Genomic DNA, 19,900 nt, shown 5'->3' on the forward strand with positions numbered 1-19,900 from the left:
GCCCGCTTTTTGCACCGTAATGATCTGCATTACCGACTTATTGAACAGTACCCTGCGATATAATTTGTTCTATCATCCGTTGTGCATAAATAGCCTGGTCGCCCGAAACTTGTGGTGCCGTTTGGTTGCTTACTGCATCAATAAAATGCTGCACTGCTCCAGTAAAGCCACGCTGATCTAACGTGGTTTGCCAACTGGGTGCAGGCAAACTTAGCACCTGCCCATCAGACTCCTGCTGCCAATGGCTCATGTTGTTTATCTGGTAGCAGGCTCCGGTACTAACTGCTTGCACACTTTCGCGCTGTGTCCCTGCCTGGCGGTGCATACTGGTGGTTATCAGACCATTCCCCGCTTGGAAATGGTGTTCTGCATACAACATCTGCCCCAGAGCATTTGTCTGAACCGTTCCACTTAGGAGCCTTGCCGCCTCGCCACCAAGCCACAGTGCGGTATCCACCACATGCAGATAATCATCAAGCAAGGTAAAGCGCAGATCATTCGGGCCCACACTGTTCTGGCGATGTTTCTCCATCCGCAGCGATGCCGGGTGGATGACTTGTTGTTTAAGCTGCTGGTAGAGCGGAGCAAAACGTCGATTAAACCCGACCATCAGTGCCAAACGCCGTTTCGCGGCCAGCGCTATCAATTGTTCTGATTGCTCAAGTGTTTCGGCCAACGGCTTATCGACATAAACATGAATCCCTGCCTGCAACAGTTCACTTACCACTTTAAAATGGCTGGCAGTACTGCTGTGAACAAAAATAGCATCGCATTCAGCAGCTAACGTATCTAATCGAGAAAAATAGCGCATACGATAGCTGTCACACAGGGGTTGCGCTTTGACTTGATTGGGGGAGAACGCACCAACCAGTTGCCAGTCCCGTGCTTGAGTCAAGATAGGTAAATAGGCTTTCTGCGCAATACCGCCCAAGCCGACAATACCAATACGTAGCTTTTCCATAGGATCCTTATTAATCATCCAACTGAATCAATACTTCATCCAGCCGACGTGTCAGTGCGATCACTTGCCGTTCAAGTTGGGCAACTCTTTCCTCAAGGGCGCTGCTTTCCCCCTCAGCATTCTCTGCTATTGCTGATGCCGGGGCCACATCACCACTAAAAAGATGCATAAAACGGCTTTCACGTTTACCCGGCTCACGGGCCAAACGCACCACAAATGGCCCATCTTCGCGGATTGCCAGTTGGTTTAATACCTCTTCCGTTTCAGTAACATCAGCAAACTCATGCATCCGGTTAGTACGGGTACGCAACTCTCCAGGTGTTTGTGCACCACGCAATAATAGCGTGGTAATCACCGCCAACTCAGCGGATGAGAACTTTAGGTTGCCAAATTCTGAATTGCAAAAGCGGTGCTCGTACTTCATTACTCGGTTACCGCTCTGGGTGCGGATAAGGTGTTTTTTGAGCAAGAAATCCAGTGTCTGCTGGACTTCTGAGTCAGATAACTCCATCACCGGTTCACGGTTGGTTTTCTGATTACAGGCGACGGTCACACCATTGAGCGACATCGGATATTGCTCCGGTGTTGTCACTTGTTTTTCTAGCAAACAGCCAATAACTCTGGCTTCCAGTGCGTTTAAACTGTGTTTCATCCTGACCTCAGCGAGTTGGCGTCCATTCTTTATTAGTCAAAGCAGTCAGCACATGATCGCGCCACTGACCATCAATCAGTAAATAATCCTTGGCGTAACCTTCACGCTCAAAACCGAGGCGTTCCAGTAACTTGCCACTGCGATGATTGTGCGGCATATAATTAGCCATGATACGGTGCATCCGTTCCTGCCGCTGCATATAGCGAATCAGCGGCTGCAACGCTTCAAACATTAAACCCTGCCCCTGCCAGCGCTCACCTAGTGAATAGCCCAGAAAACAGGCATGGAACGAACCTCGCAATATATTGCTAAAATTCGCCACCCCACGCACTTCTTTCTCTTCGGGGTCCAGCAGAATAAAATAGTAGGCACTCCCCTGTTTTTGCAGCTCCATGATCATTCCCAGCCGCGCCTGCCAACCGGAAGGCATACAGTGGCTTTGATCGCGTACCGGCTCCCACGGTTTGAGAAATACCTGATTTTCAGCGTAATACTCCGCCATGCGGTAAGCATCACGTTCATAAACCAACCGCAATGACATACGGTCCGTCGTCAGGCGTATTTTAGGTGTTGCTGAATGATAGCCGAACATCTGCTCCCCTTGGGCTGCACTCTGTACTTAATTTAGCGACAATCTTTTAGTTCAATATACCTGTTGCTCATACCCTGCGTAAAACCACCCTTGCAAACTTTGCATACAGGGGCACAATGAAATCACGCAGCTAAAGCGCCAAAATACATATTATTATGAATTTTTGATGAGATAACGTATTGACGATAAAAAAATATTATCAATCTAGCCTCTATCGTTTCTGGCAATTTGGGTACAAACTATAAGCGTATTTTTTATTCCCTCCCTATTTAATTTCTGACGGTGAAGCATGGCCTTGGTATCGCAAGCTCGGAGCTTGGGTAAGTATTTTTTATTGCTTGATAACTTATTAGTTGTGTTGGGCTTCTTTGTTGTCTTCCCACTCATCTCTATCCGATTTGTCGATCAACTGGGTTGGGCTGCGGTGCTCGTTGGTCTTGCCTTAGGATTAAGGCAACTTGTCCAACAGGGCTTAGGCATCTTTGGTGGGGCGATTGCTGACCGTTTTGGTGCCAAGCCAATGATTGTCACCGGTATGCTGATGCGCGCTGCTGGCTTCGCATTTATGGCAATGGCCGATGAACCTTGGATACTCCTGCTCGCTTGCGCGCTGTCTGGCTTAGGTGGCACTCTATTTGATCCGCCGCGAACTGCGTTGGTTATCAAGTTAACCCGCCCCCATGAACGTGGCCGTTTTTACTCCCTGCTGATGATGCAAGACAGTGCCGGTGCGGTGATCGGCGCATTGATCGGCAGTTGGTTGCTGCAATACGACTTCCATTTTGTCTGTTGGACCGGCGCAGTAATCTTCATTTTGGCGGCAGGTTGGAACCTTTGGTTGCTGCCCGCGTACCGCATTTCCACTGTGCGCGCACCAATGAAAGAAGGTTTGATGCGGGTACTACGTGATCGCCGCTTTGTGACTTACGTCCTGACGCTAACAGGCTATTACATGCTGTCAGTACAGGTGATGCTCATGCTACCAATCGTGGTAAATGAAATTGCAGGATCACCGGCAGCCGTAAAATGGATGTACGCCATTGAGGCCGCACTTTCTCTGACATTGCTTTATCCGCTTGCTCGCTGGAGCGAAAAACGTTTTCGCCTTGAACAACGCCTGATGTTTGGGCTATTAATCATGACATTAAGCCTATTCCCGATCGGCTTGATCTCCCATCTGCAAACACTGTTTATGTTTATTTGTTTCTTTTACATGGGTTCAATTATTGCTGAACCGGCGCGTGAAACGCTGGGGGCTTCGCTGGCCGATTCCCGCGCCCGTGGCAGCTACATGGGCTTTAGCCGTTTAGGTTTGGCACTGGGTGGCGCATTAGGCTATACCGGCGGCGGGTGGATGTACGATACCGGCCGCACGCTGGAAATGCCGGAGTTACCGTGGTTCCTGCTGGGGATTATTGGATTAGTGACGTTGGTGGGGCTTTATTGGCAGTTTAATCAGCGCCGCATTGAGTCAGCCATGCTGAGTGGCAGTTAACACGATTCTGTCGTTAGTACCCTTCTGCCGTTAGCACTATCGCCGGAGTAGCCAAGCCCTCCGGCATCACTTTCTATTATTTTCACATAAGCTGTAATTCAGGCTTATCTGATTGGCCTGTGCCCCACACCGCCGCATTATTGTCCGTTATCCTGAACACTGGCTGAACAAATACGGTTAATAATACAAAACTGTGGATTAACCGGTTACTATTGGGCCTGTTTGGCTGGTTTGATTTGACGAATCTATTTTGTTTGTTCAGTACATATTGCTATGAGGCTTTGATGAAGACATTAACGTGGGGCGCTGCTGCGCTGATCGTGACCACTACTCTGGTCGGCTGTAACCAATTAACTCAATACACATTGAGTGAGCAGGAAATCAATGAATATCTGCAAAAACACAATAACTATGAAAAGCAGATTGGCATACCCGGTTTGGTTGACGCTCACATTACCTTGACACAATTACAGAGCCAGATTGGCCGCGCAGAACCTGGCAAAGTTACGTTAACCGGTAATGCCAAAGTAGATATTACCTCGATCCTTGGGCCACAAAGCGCTGATATGACGCTAACCCTAAAAGCGCAGCCAACATTCGATCGTGAAAAAGGCGCTATCTTCCTGAAAGATATGGAATTGACTGATTATACGGTTAAGCCAGAGAAAATGGATTCAGTGATGAAAGCACTGGCACCTTATCTGAACCAGTCATTGAAATCCTACTTTGATCAGCAACCTGCCTATGTGTTGGACAGTGAAAAGAGTAAAGCAGAGGGAATGGCGAAAAAGCTGGCAAAAGGTTTAGAAGTGAAACCAGGCCAGTTAGTCATCCCACTGACTGACTAACTGACTGCACGTCGAGGTTTACACGAGATAGTCTGCTGCATCTTCACTGATATCAAACATCATTGGAGTTGCAGCAAGACAGCCAACGGATAAATCCTCAAAGTGGAGCATCTTCAGACAACTCATCCCACATCGCTTGCAACGCTTCGCGGCTCAACTGTGCCAACGTCCGATAAAAACCGGTGGTGGCATGGGCTTCTACTTTGCCGAGAAAACGACCACACCAGGGCAGTAAATAGTCATTAAACAGTGCGATTTGGGCCACAACTTCATCTTCCGCCGCCTGATCTTCCAGCCAAGAGGCAGCCAGTAATAATCCGCCAAAATGATCCGTTGGCCCGTCACCCAATGGCATCCCGCGTTGCTGTAAAAATGCTCTAACCTCAGCTTCTGGGCAAGCATCCTCATAATCGCTACCATAAGGTGAGACGCTACGGTCGTCGCCGACAAACAACGCGTTATAGTCAGCAGCTACAGCCTGAGGCTGATAGTCTTGTTGCAAACGCACCAGAAGTTCACTTTGCTCTAGTGGCCAATGCTGCTCTAATTTTCCCTGACTTATCAGCTCAAACAGGGGTTCCAGTAACGGATCTTGTGGTTGGCGGTAAAACAGTGACCCGAGAACCCGGCATACCAGAGAGAAATCATTCATTTACATCTTCCTGTGTCTTATAAACTTTCAAATGATATGTGACAACGTCACATCTTATCGTATTAATATGTTTTATAAATCTGCCAACTCAGTAATTACCGGGCCACCACGTTGCTCAAGGTAATTCAGCAACCGACGCGGGCTAACATTCAAAATACGATCTTGCGGGAAATTAACCCCAGTAATAATCCGTTCACAATGCTCGAACATTCCCAACGAATAGGCGATATGGGAGTCAGAGCCTAATGCCAACCAGCCACCAGCATCACGAACCGCTTCGGCAATCGCCCGGCAATTCGCCTCGCTACCCTTGCGTGAATGTGTAAAGGATGAGTTATTCAATTCCAACGCCACATTGTATTTTGCCGCAGCCTCAGCAATAGCTGGAATATCAACAGGATATTTAGGATTCCCCGGGTGGCTAATGATATGCACATTCCCCTGTGCCATCGCCGCAATCATCGCCTGAGTATTGGCGGCTTTGTCTTGTGGCGGAAATACAGGCTCATGGAAGCCAGCAATCAGCAGGTCTATAGCATCAAGCATCGGACCGGTACAATCGATATCACCGTCCAGATTCTTAATATTGGCCTCAATACCACGCAAAATACCCACGCCATCCACCAACCGTGGCCAGACACGCATATTCATAAAGTGCCAGTAATGCGGGGCATCAGCCATATCCGGGCCATGGTCTGTAATGGCGAACAGCTTAATATTTTTTAACTTAGCTTCGGCAATGTAATCGTGCAGGGTGCTATAAGCATGGGTACTGGCGATGGTATGCATATGTAAATCAACAGGATACATGACTACTCCACAAAATCTTTTAAGGCAGGATGGCTTTTTTGCAGGTAAAGCATAGACCGATAATGATAGCAGGAATTCTTCTCATCAGCAGCGCTAAAAGCCCTTACTTGCAGGGCTATCACTATATCCAATCAAACCGAGTCAGTATGTAAATCAGTAACCACGTACCACATCAACCAGGCCCGCCGGCACTCTTCCTGCTTCTATGGCATGAATATTGGCAACCACTTGATCCATCGCCGCCTCCGGCAGCGTTATTGCTGCAATATGCGGTGTAATAGTAATACGTGGGTGGGTCCAGAAAGGATGCATCGGCGGTAATGGCTCCTCGGCAAAGACATCCAAGGTTGCCGCCGCGATCTTCCCAGCACGCATTGCAGCCAATAGGTCACGCTCTAATAAATGTGCGCCACGCGCAATGTTGATGACATAAGCACGGTTATTCAGTTGTGAAAACAGTGATTGATTCAGAATACCTACCGTTTCAGGGGTATTAGGTAGCAAATTAATCAACAATTGTGTTCCTTGCAGGAATGCCGGTAATTTCTCGTTACCCGCAAAACTGGTTACACCGTCAATCTGTTTTGGTGTTCGGCTCCAACAGCGCACAGTAAAACCAAACTCAGCTAATTTGTGGGCCACACTCTTTCCTAAAACCCCAGCCCCAAGAATACCTACGGTAAAGTTATCATGTTGATGCGGCTCCAACGGTTGCCACATTTTTTGCTGTTGTTGCAGTTGATACTCATCCATTCGGCGGAAATATCGCAATACATTAGCAACAACATATTCCTGCATTTGTACTGACATGCCTGAGTCTTCCAAACGTACCAACGGCACTCCAGTGGGTAATGTGCCTGGATAGCGGCGCTCTTGGTCCAAAATAGCATCCACCCCCGCCCCTAATGCAAAAATACCTTTCAGGTCAACGCGCCTGGCGAGCATTTCATGAGGCGGCTGCCAGACAAGGGCATAATCCGCTGGTTGTGTATCGCCACGCCGCCATTGCCTAATTTTCGCCGAGGGTAAGCGAGATTCGATGCCTGACAACCACTGTTTTGCTTCAAAAAACGGGTGATAAAAAATAATATTCATTATTTGCCAGCTCCTTGCGAAAGTACCTGCTAGATTTCCGCGATTAACTATCAGATGCAAGTGCTACCCGCAATAAATGCCGATGAAATCAGCAAACTGTTGTAACTTTAGCTAAACAGTAACAAAGCCAACATAAGAGGGTTGACGCTGGACATAGTTTTGCCTACATTACGCCGGTCGACCGCGTTAACACGGTTGATTGTTGTAACACAGTAGATTGTTGTAACACGGTGAGGTGTCTGAGTGGCTGAAGGAGCACGCCTGGAAAGTGTGTATACGTGTAAGCGTATCGAGGGTTCGAACCCCTCCCTCACCGCCATATTTTGCCAGTAGATGAGCGTCGGTCTCTACAGCAAACGAAGCGGCAATCGATAACATGTCTGGTTTCATATCTGGCTGTTATCGATTGCCGTTTTTTTTTGTCTTCAAATAGCTTTATTTCCTGCCGAATGTCGTTTCAGACATATATACCTTAAATAATTCGAGTTGCAGGAAGGCGGAAAACGAAATACAAATCGGTCGGGAACCGATTTGAACAGCACTTATGCTAGCCCGTAGGATGAGGCTCATTAATCCTGATGAACTTACATTTGTAAGCGATTCGGGTTGTTGAGCGTAGCCAACGCTACATGCAGCTTGAAGTATGACGGTATAAACACAACCACTTTATTAAACACCCCTATTATTAATTGTTTTATTTCACTTCAAATTTACATGCTACAAGATAAGACGTATTTCAAATACTCAATAGCAACTATCGAGGTGTAAATTGAAACGTAATCGATTTTATTTTATTTATTTATTATTAACGTTGTGTATTAGCCCACTATCAGCCTCGCCCTTAATTGTTGCTCACCGGGCAGGAACAGCCGATTTCCCAGAGAATACTCGATATGCCATCAGTAAAGCCCTATCAAATGATGCCGATATTATTTGGGTCTCGGTCCAACTCAGTAAAGATGGTGTTTTGGTGTTATACCGGCCCAAGGACTTGAGTGAACTGACTGACGGTAGCGGCCTTGTCTCTGACCACTCTTGGGAAGAGTTACAGTTATTGGATGCTGCCTATCATTTTAAAAGTAACGATCAATATGTATTTCGCGGCTGGGGAGTGAAGATCCCCTCATTACATCATATGTTATTATCATTCCCACAAGCAAAATTCACTATTGATATAAAATCCCCTGACGCCGATCCCAAAATACTAGCAAGTGCCATAACAGAAATGAGGGGGAATATTCTGTCACCTGACCGCCTTGTTTTCTATTCCACGGAGAAAAAATATCTTGATGCGCTACCTGATTATATAAGTAAATTCGAGTCACGTAATAAAACCCGTAAAATATTGGCGAATGCAATTATGGCAGATAAGTGCATTATCGCCAAAAATAAGGGTAATTCATTCATTAGCAGTCAGAATAGGCATTATGCTTTTGAATTAAGACGCGATGTGAAAGTTGTGGAGAAATTCACCTTGGGTAAAGGGACAACCCGGACCCAATTGGTTTGGAATCAACAGGCCATGGACTGTTTCAAGGACAATGAAGATGCGAAAATCATGCTGATCGGCATAAATTCTGCCAAAGATTATCAATTAGCTAAAGATTTAGGTGCCGATTATGTGATGGTTGATTCACCACTACAGGCAAAAGAGTGGCGTTAGCCCCTCAGGTTTGTCTGTGATTTACGCTATGTGCACGCAGAATAACCAGATGAATGACAACGGATAAATACTTCTTGACCATCAGCCTGCCGGTCCTTATAGTACCGCCCCGTTGCAGTGCGTAGCGCGGTAACATAACGGTGAGGTGTCTGAGTGGCTGAAGGAGCACGCCTGGAAAGTGTGTATACGCGTAAGTGTATCGAGGGTTCGAACCCCTCTCTCACCGCCATATTCGAGCAAAAGGCTCTGACGAAAGTCAGGGCCTTTTTCTTTTGTGTTAATAAGGGATTTTTAGCACTACGACTTGCGGCGGCGCTTTTCTTTATTTATGTTGTCTCCCAATGGGGAAAATGGCATTAGTCGGCTGTACACAACTTGATTACGCCCTTGTTTCTTCGCTTGGTAGAGTGCTTCATCGGTCATTTTCAATGCTTTTAGCATCGACATCCCTGGCAAATAAAGTGAAGCGCCTATCGATATCGTGGCCTTAATTTTACGGCCATCAGGCAAAACCACCGCCAGATTTTCAACTTGTTGACGAATTCGTTCCGCAACCGCTTTAATCGTTTGTGGTTCGTGGCGGCGGGTTATAACGATAAACTCTTCACCACCATAACGGCCAACAAAATCCTCATCACGAATGCTTGAAGTCAATAACTTCCCCACTTCTGTCAGAAGTAAATCACCACCATTATGACCATAGGTATCATTTACCGACTTAAAATGATCAAGATCCAGAATCAGTAAGCCACACGCCTGGCGACTGTTGTGAATTGCCGTTAAACGATAATCGATACTTGACCGGTTATTTAACTGGGTCAATTTATCGATATTGACCCGATTTTTCATCGAAAAATAAGCGTAGATATGGCGCTCTTTAAAATTCAGCGCATGGTAACAAATCGCCAGACAGAGCGCGGAAATCAGTTGATAAACCACGATCGGAGCCCAGGACAGCGTATGCGGGACAACGAATAGAGCAGCAACTATACGATAAATCGCGATAGCGAAGATTGTGGTATAAAAAATACGATTACTTTTTTTCTCCCATACTCGCGACAGTATGAGCGGAATAAATATTATGGTTATGAGTATATTATCGAGTGTAAGCCAGCCTGTGAAAGCAAAATTAATTAACAATGCAGTCAAGCCACTTAACCACCCACCATAGAAGGTGACCAAAATAATCGGAATCAATTCGAAACTATAGAAAAATGTACCTGAAATCACCCACTGATCCTGATTCAGATAAAGTGAAACCAGCCCCGATGTGAGACCAAATAGAATACGTTTCCAAACGTCCCCATTGTAAGAAAATGCACTATTCCTACTTAAGGCGAAATAACTGATTGAGAGAGTAGCATAGGTAACACATGCATCCCGGTATAGTGTCGAGAGAGACTCTAATTCGCTCATGGCGTTGTATCAATCCTTTGAATCCTCAGCGTGGATGTTGACTGGCATCGGTTTGGCTGATTTACCACCAATATTAAATCACATTTTACGTTGAATTTATTCATTGGAAATCCTAAAAGTTGATTCTGATTAATAGTCACAGTTCCTAACTCAAATCTTAGCTGTGAGGCTGGTTTTATTCTTGAATAATTTCATTATGAGGCCAGCTATTCCATTCATGTAACAAGATATCTACTCATCACACTAGTTCAGCGGTACACACAGGATAACCCTCTGAACTGGATGCCTATAATTCAGTTTCCGATGCTTGGGGCCAAAAGAAAGAGCTAGGGGCGATAATAACCACTTTTCATTTAATCACAGAAGAAATTCACTGGCCTACCATGAATCCGTTGATTTCCACCCTCTCATAAAACCAGCAGTTATCTAATTTTCCGGCTGAGATTGATATACATCTAGATCTTAGTCGTCTAATTGGCGTATCGTTGTGTTCTGCTACTTCGAGACGGACCCTTACTGGCCCGCCATTTATTTTGTCTTTTCTTTATTTGGTTCGCACCTTAGATGAAAACGCACGGAATTAACGGCATTAGGCCGTTCAGCGCGCTTATAGACGCTTGCTGGCGAGAAACCTATACCTTTCAAAGGCTTCTAAAAGATATAATTGCCGGTGTTACAGTCGGTATTATTGCTATCCCACTGGCGATGGCACTGGCGATTGCCAGTGGTGTCCCACCACAGTACGGCTTATATACCTCAGCTATCGCGGGTATTGTCATTGCTGTTAGCGGCGGTTCCCGTTACAGCGTATCCGGCCCAACTGCCGCTTTTGTGGTTATTCTCTATCCCGTATCACAGCAGTTTGGTTTAGCGGGTTTACTCCTGGCGACACTGATCTCCGGTATATTTCTATTATTTATGGGCTTGGGGCGACTTGGCCGATTGATTGAATATATCCCGCTGTCAGTCACCCTCGGTTTTACCTCTGGCATTGGTATCACCATTGCCACCATGCAGGTAAAAGATTTTTTTGGTCTGCACCTAACAGCAGTGCCGGAAAATTATGTCGGCAAGGTTGCCGCTCTGGCACAGGCCATGCCAACCATCAACCTCAGTGATACGTTAATTGCAACCGTCACCCTGCTGGTATTAATTCTCTGGCCACGGTTAAAACTAAAGTTACCGGGTCACTTACCGGCATTGGTTGCGGGTACTGCCGTCATGGCGGTGTTATCCCTATTTGATCATCAAGTGGCGACTATCGGTTCGCGCTTTGGCTATTTACTGGCCGATGGTACCCAAGGCCACGGTATTCCGCCAATACTGCCGCAATTTGTCTTACCGTGGAATTTACCTGCCGCCAATGGTCAGCCATTTGTATTGGATTGGGCAACCTTCTCTGCATTACTGCCTGCAGCCTTTTCCATGGCAATGCTGGGAGCAATTGAATCGTTACTCTGCGCGGTAGTGTTGGATGGCATGACGGGACAAAAGCATCACTCCAACAGTGAGTTAGTGGGGCAAGGACTGGGGAATATGGTCGCACCGTTCTTTGGCGGGATCACTGCGACCGCCGCCATTGCTCGTTCTGCGGCTAATGTTCGCGCTGGCGCAACCTCTCCGGTATCAGCCATTATCCACGCACTGTTAGTCCTGCTGGCCTTACTGGTGCTGGCACCGATGTTGTCTTATCTGCCCTTAGCAGCGATGGCGTCCCTGCTACTGATTGTGGCCTGGAATATGAGCGAGGCACATAAAGTCGTCGACCTACTACGCCGAGCGCCTAAAGATGACATTATCGTGATGTTGCTGTGCATGAGCCTAACGGTATTATTCGACATGGTGATCGCAATAACCGTAGGTATTGTGTTGGCCTCACTGCTGTTTATGCGGCGTATTGCCCGCATGACGCGCCTGAGTGAGATACCCGCAGCAGTTGATGAGCATACATTGGTTTTGCGAGTGAACGGGCCGCTGTTTTTCGCTGCCGCAGAGCGGATATTTAATGAATTACTCAGCCGCAGTGAGAATTATCAGACCATTATTTTGCAATGGGATGCGGTACCGGTTCTGGATGCCGGTGGCCTAAATGCGTTCCTGCGCTTCACAGAGGCGCTGAGTGAGCAACAACAACTCGTTATCACTGATATTCCTTTCCAGCCGCTGAAGACGCTGGCAAGAGCCAGAGTGCAGCCAATTGAAGGCAAGTTGAGTTTTTATGGATCACTGCCAGAGGCGCTAGAGGCTTTACGCGTGAGAAGCTAGTACGTTTGAGTTAGCGATACGGGTATCAAAAAAGGCAGCGTAGGTAACTACACTGCCTTTTTTCGATTAAGACTTTATGCGTAAATACTTGTTACTTGCTGGTATCCAACACAGGGAAACTCTTCACCAAGTCGTCGATAGCTTTCATCTGCACCAGGAACGGCTCCAGCTTGTCTAATGGCAAGGCTGATGGGCCATCACACTTGGCGCTGTTAGGCTCTGGGTGCGCTTCGATAAACAGCCCTGCTAAACCAACGGCCATACCAGCACGCGCCAATTCAGCCACTTGAGCACGGCGACCACCGGAGGCGGCACCAAACGGATCACGGCATTGCAATGCGTGTGTCACATCGAAAATAACCGGATGACCGCCAGTAGCCTGGACCATAACGTTGATACCTAACATATCAACCACCAGATTGTCATAACCGAAGTTACTGCCACGATCACATAAGATGACCTGATCATTGCCGGCTTCTTTAAATTTATCGACAATATTCCCCATCTGCCCAGGGCTAACAAACTGAGGTTTTTTCACGTTGATAACCGCGCCAGTGCGGGCCATGGCCTCAACCAGATCAGTTTGACGAGCTAAAAATGCTGGCAATTGAATAACATCAACGACTTCGGATACCGGTTTTGCCTGGCTGGCTTCATGCACATCGGTGATGATTTTAACGCCAAACTGTTGTTTCAGCTCTTGGAAAATTTTCATCCCTTCTTCCAGGCCGGGACCACGGTAAGAATGAATTGAAGAACGGTTGGCTTTGTCGAACGAGGCTTTGAACACATAAGGAATGCCCAACTTTTGGGTCACCGTGACATAATGTTCGCAGATGCGCATCGCCAGGTCGCGCGACTCAAGCACATTCATGCCACCAAACAGCACGAAAGGCAGGTCGTTCGCTACGTTGATATCGCCAATGCTAACCACTTTCTGTTTCATACTAATACCTTTATAAAGGGTAAATCGAGATTAATTACAACGATTTATGCGGCAAAATGTGATTGCCACATAACCGCTGTATAAAAGAAATCAGTGCAATGTCACTCGCTGTTGCTCAATGGAGTGGATCTGCATTTTTATCATTTCAGCAATTGGATCTTCAGGGCACTGTTCAACAAAATAGCTTAAATCAGAGATGGCGATATGGTTGCAATCCAATTGGGCATAAATCAGGCCGCGATCGCGGATTTCATAGGGGTCATCGGGATCAAAAGCCAATACCGCTTCACTGGCGCGCAATGCCAATTCCATCTGTTTTTCTTCCATTAATGCCGCTTTCAAGGTATCAAGCATTTTGCGCACAATCAGCGTGTTTTCTGCCTCTTCCAGATCTTCATCTTCCAGTTCAGCACTCAAACCAAGGTTGCCCTTGATCCACACTTCCAGCACATGCTCGTTGAGTGTTTCACCGTTCAACGGGTTAATCAGCCACATTTCTTCATCTAGCCAATCAGCTCGAAGAATTAATTGAGTGGGAAAGATAACTGGCATCAAAGGCAGATCCAATTGATGGGCGATATGTAAGAAAATAACGCCCAACGATACCGGAGTCCCTTGGCGTTTATCCAACACTTTATCAAGCCAGATCGCGTCGGACAGGCGATAAACGCCACCAGCGCCACCAAATTTCCATTTACGGTAAAACAGATCAATAAGCACTTCTAATTGCTGATCCTGATTGAGATCGGCGGGCATCGCAGCCCGTGCATCATCAACGAGCTGCTGCAATTGCTTGCGTACATCAGCCAGTGGAAAATTTTGTCGAATCTCCTGGGTAACCAGTAGCACCCCATCACACAGGGACGCGTTGTTAAATTCAAAATCAGCAATGCTACTCATAGATATCCCATCAGCAGTGGTAACTTAGTTGTTGCCAGTTTGACAATTAAATACAGGCAACCCAATGCGAGTATAAAGGCAAGCCAGCGACGATTCTGGCTGCGGGTTCGCTTACCTAATGCGACATAGCCAAGCAGGATATAGATAATAACGCCAAACAGCTTTTCAGTCAGCCATGTTCCTTGTGGACTGAAAGGGTAAAACCCGGTAATAAAAATCAGCACAATGCCGCTGACAAATAACAGCGTATCATTAATATGCGGTGTTATTTTTACCCAGCGTTTGTCCATCATAGCTGAACCGCGACATTTCCAAAAGAAACGTAATACAAACAGCGTAATACTGATAACCACTGTGAGTAAATGCAAATACTTCATGGCGATGTAATCAACCCACATGACTCTCGCTTCCTTATTTACGTTAGTTATTTGTCGCTTTTTTTATTCGTTGCAGAATAAATGCCATCCAAAAATCGGACTTTTCTTGATTAGGCGATCCATTGCCCCACAGTAACACGATCATTATTACCATAATCTTTATGCGTCATTACAGCACTAAATCCGGCGGTGTTAAGTAATTTCTGTACTGCATCGGCCTGTTGCCAACCATGTTCCAACAATAACCAGCCACCAGCCTCTAAATAAGCAGGTGCCCGGCGGATAATTTCATCCAGCGAAGCTATACCTTCGGCAGGTGCGACGAGTGCACTGTGTGGTTCAAAGCGAACATCGCCTTCGTTAAGGTGGGGGTCATTAGCATCAATATAAGGAGGATTGCTGGCAATCAGCGCAAACCGCCCACTGACCGTGTCAAACCAGCTACTTTGCAAGAAACACACATTCTCTATCGCAAGTTTTTCTGCATTATGGCAAGCCAGAGCAACAGCATCGGCTTGGATGTCCACACCCACCACAGCACAGTCTGGCCGCTCACTGGCCAACGCTAAAGCAATAGCACCGGTACCAGTACCTAAATCCAGAATACGGCAAGGAGTGACTGGCAGAAGCGCCAACGCCTGCTCAACCAAACATTCGGTGTCAGGGCGTGGAATAAGCGTGGCAGAAGAGACACTCAGAGGTAGTGACCAGAACTCGCGCTCCCCGACCAGGTAAGCAATGGGTTCCCCCTGCTCACGCCGGGTTGCCAGTTGCTCTAATACCTGTAACTGATCGGCTGCCAGCTCGGTCTCTCCAAACGCCAACACATAAGTTCGCGCCCTTGCGGTGACAAAACTCAACAGAATCTCGGCATCGCGCTTGGGGCTGTCACTCTGGCTGAAACGGGCTGCCGCCAGCGACAGCCACTGCTGATAGTCCATTAATCTTGCTCTGACAACGCAGAGAGCTGGTCAGCTTGATATTCCTGCACAATCGGCTGAATCAGCATATCCAGCTTGCCTTCCATCACTTCATCCAAACGATAGAGGGTCAGGTTAATCCGATGATCTGTCACACGGCCCTGCGGGAAGTTATAGGTCCGATTACGATCAGAACGGTCACCAGAACCAAGTAAATTACGGCGCTCGGACGCTTCTGCTAATTGGCGTTTTTGCATTTCAGCGGCACGGATACGTGCACCCAACACCGACATCGCTTTGGCTTTGTTTTTATGCTGTGAGCGCTCATCCTGGCACTCCACCACCAAACCCGTTGGAATATGGGTGATACGGATTGCCGAATCGGTAGTGTTAACGTGCTGACCACCGGCACCTGACGAGCGGAAAGTATCAATACGTAAATCACCGGCATTGATTTCTGGCATTTCGGCTTCAGGAATAGCGGGCATTACCGCGACGGTACAAGCAGATGTATGAATACGCCCTTGTGATTCGGTTTCAGGCACACGTTGCACACGGTGACCACCTGACTCGAATTTCAACTGACCAAACACTCCATCACCGGAAACCTTGGCAATCACTTCTTTATACCCACCATGCTCGCCTTCACTGGCGCTCATGATTTCAACTTTCCAGCGACGCGCTTCGGCATAACGGCTGTACATGCGGAACATATCACCGGCAAAAATAGCCGCTTCATCACCACCGGTTCCTGCACGGATTTCCAGAAAACAATCGCGCTCATCATCAGGGTCTTTGGGTAACAGCAGCACTTGCAACTGCTGTTCCAGTTCTTCGCTGCGCGCTTTTGCTTCTTTCAATTCTTCCTGAGCCATTTCGCGCATTTCAAGATCTTCCAGCATCATTTCTGCGGCTTCGAGATCATCTTGCACGCTGCGCCATTCTTTAAAACAGCGGGTGACATCCGTCAATTGCGCATATTCACGTGACAACGCGCGGAAACGGTCTTGATCGGCAATAACGCTGGCATCGCCAAGATACGCCAGCACTTCTTCGTGGCGCTCTTGTAACGCTTCCAGTTTGGCAACAATAGAAGACTTCATCCGTGGTTTTAAACCCTGTAATTAGAGGAAACTAATGCTGATCCAGCCCGAGGCTGTCGCGTAATAATTGTAACCGCTCCATATCGCCATCGCTGGCGGCTTGCTGGAGGGATTTGGTAGGAGCATGAATCAGGCGGTTAGTGAGCTTATGGGCCAATTCATTCACCACTTGTTCTACACTAGCGCCCTGCTCAATGGCGGCCAAGGCTTTAGCCGTCATTTCACTGCGAACCTGTTCGGCCTGAGAGCGATAATCACGAATAGTTTCAACCGCTCCTTGCGCACGGAGCCAGGCCATAAAATTCATGCTTTCCTGCTGTACTATCGATTCGGCCTGTACTGCAGCGGCCTGACGTTGCGCCATATTGTGTTGAATTATCGCTTGTAAATCATCAACACTGTATAAATAGGCATTAGACAGTTTACCCACTTCCGGTTCGATATCCCGTGGTACGGCGATATCGACAAACAGCATCGGCTGATTGCGGCGGCTTTTCAACGCACGTTCGACCATCCCCTTACCAATAATAGGCAGTGGGCTGGCAGTTGAACTGATAATGATATCGGCATCGGCCAGCCGGGCATCAATTTCCGGCAACGTGATCACTTCGGCCCCCACTTCTGTCGCTAGCACTTGTGCTCGCTCACGGGTACGGTTAGCGATAATCATATGCTTGACTTGATGTTCACGCAGATGACGTGCCACCAGCTCAATGGTTTCCCCGGCACCAACCAACAACACATTCAGTTCAGAAAGCGACTCAAATATCTGACGCGCCAGGGTACAGGCAGCAAAAGCCACCGAAACGGCACTGGCACCGATCTCTGTTTCTGTCCGAACTCGCTTGGCCACCGAGAAAGATTTTTGGAACAAGCGCTCCAACTCACCAGACAATGATTGACCACGCTGAGATTCAGCAAAGGCCTTTTTCACCTGCCCCAAGATTTGTGGCTCGCCTAAGACCAACGAGTCTAACCCGCTGGCAACGCGCATTAAATGACTGACTGCGTCATTTCCGTGATGCCAATACAGACTTTTTCTCACTTCATCCGGGCTGAGTTTGTGATAGCTACACAGCCAGGCGATAAGTTGTTCATGCAGATTTTCTTGCTGTTCTACGCTGAGGTACAACTCAGTCCGGTTACACGTAGACAATACGACACCGCCCTGCACCAACGGTTGTTGGAGCAAGCTGACAAGCGCCTGATCGATCGATTCCGGTGAAAATGTCACCCGTTCACGTAACGATACAGGAGCAGTTTTGTGATTAATGCCTAATGCGAGCAGAGTCATGAGAACGGCTTCGAGTAATACTGATGTTAGTATGGATTCTCGTCTGAACCGCATTCTACTTGATGCGCGGGTTCAATAAAAGTCACAGTGCAATATCCTAACTATTATCATACATTATGGTCATAATTTGGTTATCTGTTGTACAACAATATTGTGTAGACCCAGTACAAAATAGAACAAGATATTGACGCTAGGCCTTCAGCCCGTTAGCGTGAGCACCTCAGATACCAATAAGCTACGTATCAAATGATTTGTTTTATCAATAATGATTACTTATCGAAATGACCTCATCAAAGACGCGTCGCCAGTGAAAACCCTGCGGCCGATAGGATTTATAGCCATATGTCGATGTATAAAATCAGTTTTTATCGCCTGCTCCCTTTAGCAACACTGTTACTGGCTGCCTGTAGCACCACCCCACCGACAGGGCCAGCGACCAGCCCAACATCGCCACAGTGGCGTCAACATGAGCAACAATTACAGCAATTGAGCCAATTCCAGACGCGGGGTGCTTTTGCCTATATCTCTGAAAAACAAAAAGTCTATGCGCGTTTTTTCTGGCAGCAAACCGCACCTGAGCGTTATCGCCTATTACTGACCAACCCGTTGGGCAGCACGGAACTGGAATTAGTGGTACAACCCGGCGTGACCCAGTTAACTGATAATCAAGGTAAACGCTATGTCAGTGATGACCCACAAGAAATGATTCAGAAGTTGACCGGGATGTCCATTCCATTAGAAAGCCTACGCCAATGGATTCTCGGGTTACCTGGTGATACCACTGACTTCATCCTTGATGATAAATACCGCCTTAAGCAACTGACGTATAAACAAAATGGGATGACGTGGGTGGTGGATTATCAGGAATACAATACTCAAGTGACGCCAGCATTACCAAGCCGCATGGAACTGAGCCAGGGCGGGCAGCGAATTAAACTAAAAATGGATAATTGGACTGTCAAATAACATGGTTAGCACGCAGCAACATGTGTGGCCCTCACCGGCCAAATTAAATCTGTTTCTTTACATCACCGGGCAACGGGCTGATGGTTATCATGAGTTACAAACCCTGTTCCAGTTTCTCGATTATGGCGACCAGTTGACTATTGTGCCACGAGATGACAATCAGATTCGCTTATTAACGCCAGTTGCGGGTGTTGCCAACGAGCAGAACTTGATAATGCGAGCGGCACGATTGCTGCAACAACACTCACAACAACAACCCGGCGCGGTAAAAATACCTCGGGGGGCCGATATCAGTATTGATAAACGCTTGCCGATGGGGGGAGGACTGGGTGGTGGTTCTTCCAATGCGGCAACGGTGTTGGTTGCACTCAATTTGCTGTGGCAATGTGGTTTGTCTGATGAAAAATTAGCCACCCTCGGGCTAACATTAGGTGCCGACGTACCGGTGTTTGTTCGTGGACATGCGGCCTTTGCTGAAGGAATTGGCGAGAAATTGCAGCCAGCCGAGCCTTTAGAGAAGTGGTATTTGGTCGCACACCCCGGTGTAAGCATCCCAACACCAATTATTTTTTCCGATCCTGAATTAAAAAGAAATACGCCAGTTCGCCCACTGGCGGCGCTTTTAAGCACTCCATACGCAAATGATTGCGAACCGATCGCAAGAAAACGTTTTCGCGAGGTTGAACAGGCTCTTTCATGGCTGTTAGAATACGCTCCGTCACGCCTTACCGGAACCGGCGCTTGTGTGTTTGCAGAATTCGACACTGAAGCATCGGCCCGGCAGGTGTTAAGTATTGCCCCGCAGTGGTTGCATGGTTTTGTTGCTCGTGGTGTGAATGTTTCGCCCCTGCATCGTGTACGCTCTGGGAAAATTGAAAGCAGTGAGCACAGGTAGCGATTTACAGCGTGAGTACGGCCGATGTAATGGCTCTACTCACCTTGAGT

The 19,900-nt window shown here is 47.4% G+C and carries 19 protein-coding genes and 2 tRNA genes; 8 read left to right on the forward strand and 13 right to left on the reverse strand.

Translation table 11 applies throughout. The annotated features are described in order from the left end of the window. Nucleotides 1-37 precede the first annotated feature (37 nt). Genes A6J67_RS15730 through rimJ form a run of 3 tightly spaced genes read right to left on the reverse strand, consistent with a single transcriptional unit; the run spans nt 38 to nt 2,205 of the window. Nucleotides 38-979: a Gfo/Idh/MocA family protein gene (locus A6J67_RS15730; RefSeq protein WP_032906322.1), complete on the reverse strand. Its 942-nt coding sequence runs from the start codon at nt 977-979 to the stop codon at nt 38-40. Beyond that, complete coding sequence (locus A6J67_RS15735; RefSeq protein ID WP_050297467.1) at nt 972-1,613, reverse strand: YceH family protein; 642 nt, start codon at nt 1,611-1,613, stop codon at nt 972-974. The genes A6J67_RS15730 and A6J67_RS15735 overlap by 8 nt, the downstream gene beginning before the upstream one ends. Nucleotides 1,614-1,620: 7 nt before the next feature. Further along, a complete protein-coding gene (gene rimJ, locus A6J67_RS15740; RefSeq protein WP_005185191.1) occupies nt 1,621-2,205 on the reverse strand; it encodes a ribosomal protein S5-alanine N-acetyltransferase in 585 nt (194 codons plus the stop codon). A gap of 289 nt (nt 2,206-2,494) precedes the next feature. Here rimJ and mdtH point away from each other — a divergent pair, with 289 nt between their 5' ends. Together mdtH and A6J67_RS15750 are read left to right on the forward strand one after the other, a co-directional pair. Continuing rightward, nucleotides 2,495-3,700 (forward strand): multidrug efflux MFS transporter MdtH, encoded by a 1,206-nt coding sequence (mdtH, locus tag A6J67_RS15745; protein WP_005185188.1) that lies wholly within the window; start codon nt 2,495-2,497, stop codon nt 3,698-3,700. Nucleotides 3,701-3,984: 284 nt separating this feature from the next. After that, nucleotides 3,985-4,548, forward strand: a complete 564-nt coding sequence (locus A6J67_RS15750) for a lipoprotein (RefSeq protein WP_042569684.1) — start codon at nt 3,985-3,987, stop codon at nt 4,546-4,548. Nucleotides 4,549-4,645: 97 nt separating this feature from the next. On the opposite strand, the gene A6J67_RS15755 is transcribed toward A6J67_RS15750, so the two are convergent. From A6J67_RS15755 to ghrA, 3 genes are all read right to left on the reverse strand, one after another. Beyond that, nucleotides 4,646-5,200, reverse strand: a complete 555-nt coding sequence (locus A6J67_RS15755) for a molecular chaperone (protein WP_050297468.1) — start codon at nt 5,198-5,200, stop codon at nt 4,646-4,648. A gap of 72 nt (nt 5,201-5,272) precedes the next feature. Continuing rightward, a complete protein-coding gene (locus tag A6J67_RS15760; protein ID WP_005185182.1) occupies nt 5,273-6,010 on the reverse strand; it encodes a phosphatase in 738 nt (245 codons plus the stop codon). 153 nt (nt 6,011-6,163) lie between these two features. Then, nucleotides 6,164-7,105, reverse strand: coding sequence for a glyoxylate/hydroxypyruvate reductase GhrA (ghrA, locus tag A6J67_RS15765; RefSeq protein ID WP_005185180.1), 942 nt, complete (start codon nt 7,103-7,105; stop codon nt 6,164-6,166). Nucleotides 7,106-7,334: 229 nt separating this feature from the next. Between ghrA and A6J67_RS15770 the strand changes: the two genes are divergently transcribed. The 3 genes from A6J67_RS15770 (at nt 7,335) to A6J67_RS15785 (ending at nt 8,997) form a co-directional block, all read left to right on the forward strand. Beyond that, a tRNA-Ser gene (locus A6J67_RS15770) sits at nt 7,335-7,424 on the forward strand. Between the two features lie 450 nt (nt 7,425-7,874). Then, nucleotides 7,875-8,768, forward strand: a complete 894-nt coding sequence (locus A6J67_RS15780) for a glycerophosphodiester phosphodiesterase family protein (protein ID WP_050297469.1) — start codon at nt 7,875-7,877, stop codon at nt 8,766-8,768. Nucleotides 8,769-8,907: 139 nt separating this feature from the next. Continuing rightward, nucleotides 8,908-8,997: transfer RNA gene (locus A6J67_RS15785), tRNA-Ser, on the forward strand. Between the two features lie 68 nt (nt 8,998-9,065). On the opposite strand, the gene A6J67_RS15790 is transcribed toward A6J67_RS15785, so the two are convergent. Further along, nucleotides 9,066-10,184, reverse strand: coding sequence for a GGDEF domain-containing protein (locus A6J67_RS15790; protein ID WP_042569680.1), 1,119 nt, complete (start codon nt 10,182-10,184; stop codon nt 9,066-9,068). A gap of 564 nt (nt 10,185-10,748) precedes the next feature. Here A6J67_RS15790 and dauA point away from each other — a divergent pair. Then, on the forward strand, nt 10,749-12,449 hold the full coding sequence (dauA, locus tag A6J67_RS15795; RefSeq protein WP_050287901.1) for a C4-dicarboxylic acid transporter DauA: 1,701 nt from the start codon (nt 10,749-10,751) through the stop codon (nt 12,447-12,449). 91 nt (nt 12,450-12,540) lie between these two features. On the opposite strand, the gene kdsA is transcribed toward dauA, so the two are convergent. The 6 genes from kdsA to hemA form a co-directional block, all read right to left on the reverse strand. Beyond that, on the reverse strand, nt 12,541-13,395 hold the full coding sequence (gene kdsA / locus A6J67_RS15800; RefSeq protein WP_005185168.1) for a 3-deoxy-8-phosphooctulonate synthase: 855 nt from the start codon (nt 13,393-13,395) through the stop codon (nt 12,541-12,543). Between the two features lie 90 nt (nt 13,396-13,485). Then, complete coding sequence (sirB1, locus tag A6J67_RS15805; RefSeq protein WP_032906319.1) at nt 13,486-14,295, reverse strand: invasion regulator SirB1; 810 nt, start codon at nt 14,293-14,295, stop codon at nt 13,486-13,488. Further along, on the reverse strand, nt 14,292-14,693 hold the full coding sequence (locus tag A6J67_RS15810) for a SirB2 family protein (RefSeq protein ID WP_005185164.1): 402 nt from the start codon (nt 14,691-14,693) through the stop codon (nt 14,292-14,294). Before A6J67_RS15810 ends, sirB1 begins: the two co-directional genes overlap by 4 nt. An 89-nt stretch (nt 14,694-14,782) precedes the next feature. Next, complete coding sequence (prmC, locus tag A6J67_RS15815) at nt 14,783-15,613, reverse strand: peptide chain release factor N(5)-glutamine methyltransferase (RefSeq protein ID WP_032906318.1); 831 nt, start codon at nt 15,611-15,613, stop codon at nt 14,783-14,785. Next, nucleotides 15,613-16,695: a peptide chain release factor 1 gene (prfA, locus tag A6J67_RS15820; protein ID WP_005185162.1), complete on the reverse strand. Its 1,083-nt coding sequence runs from the start codon at nt 16,693-16,695 to the stop codon at nt 15,613-15,615. Before prfA ends, prmC begins: the two co-directional genes overlap by 1 nt. Before the next feature lie 31 nt (nt 16,696-16,726). After that, a complete protein-coding gene (hemA, locus tag A6J67_RS15825) occupies nt 16,727-17,989 on the reverse strand; it encodes a glutamyl-tRNA reductase (RefSeq protein WP_005185160.1) in 1,263 nt (420 codons plus the stop codon). A gap of 342 nt (nt 17,990-18,331) precedes the next feature. On the opposite strand from hemA, the gene lolB reads away from it, so the two are divergent. Then, nucleotides 18,332-18,955 carry a lipoprotein insertase outer membrane protein LolB gene (lolB, locus tag A6J67_RS15830; protein ID WP_050297471.1) on the forward strand — a complete coding sequence of 208 codons (624 nt, stop codon included), beginning with the start codon at nt 18,332-18,334 and terminating at the stop codon, nt 18,953-18,955. 1 nt (nt 18,956) lies between these two features. Continuing rightward, nucleotides 18,957-19,850, forward strand: coding sequence for a 4-(cytidine 5'-diphospho)-2-C-methyl-D-erythritol kinase (gene ispE, locus A6J67_RS15835; RefSeq protein ID WP_050297472.1), 894 nt, complete (start codon nt 18,957-18,959; stop codon nt 19,848-19,850). The last annotated feature ends 50 nt before the right edge of the window (nt 19,851-19,900 follow it).

It is taken from the genome of Yersinia sp. FDAARGOS_228 (assembly GCF_002073315.2).
Classification (GTDB): Bacteria; Pseudomonadota; Gammaproteobacteria; order Enterobacterales; family Enterobacteriaceae; genus Yersinia; species Yersinia intermedia.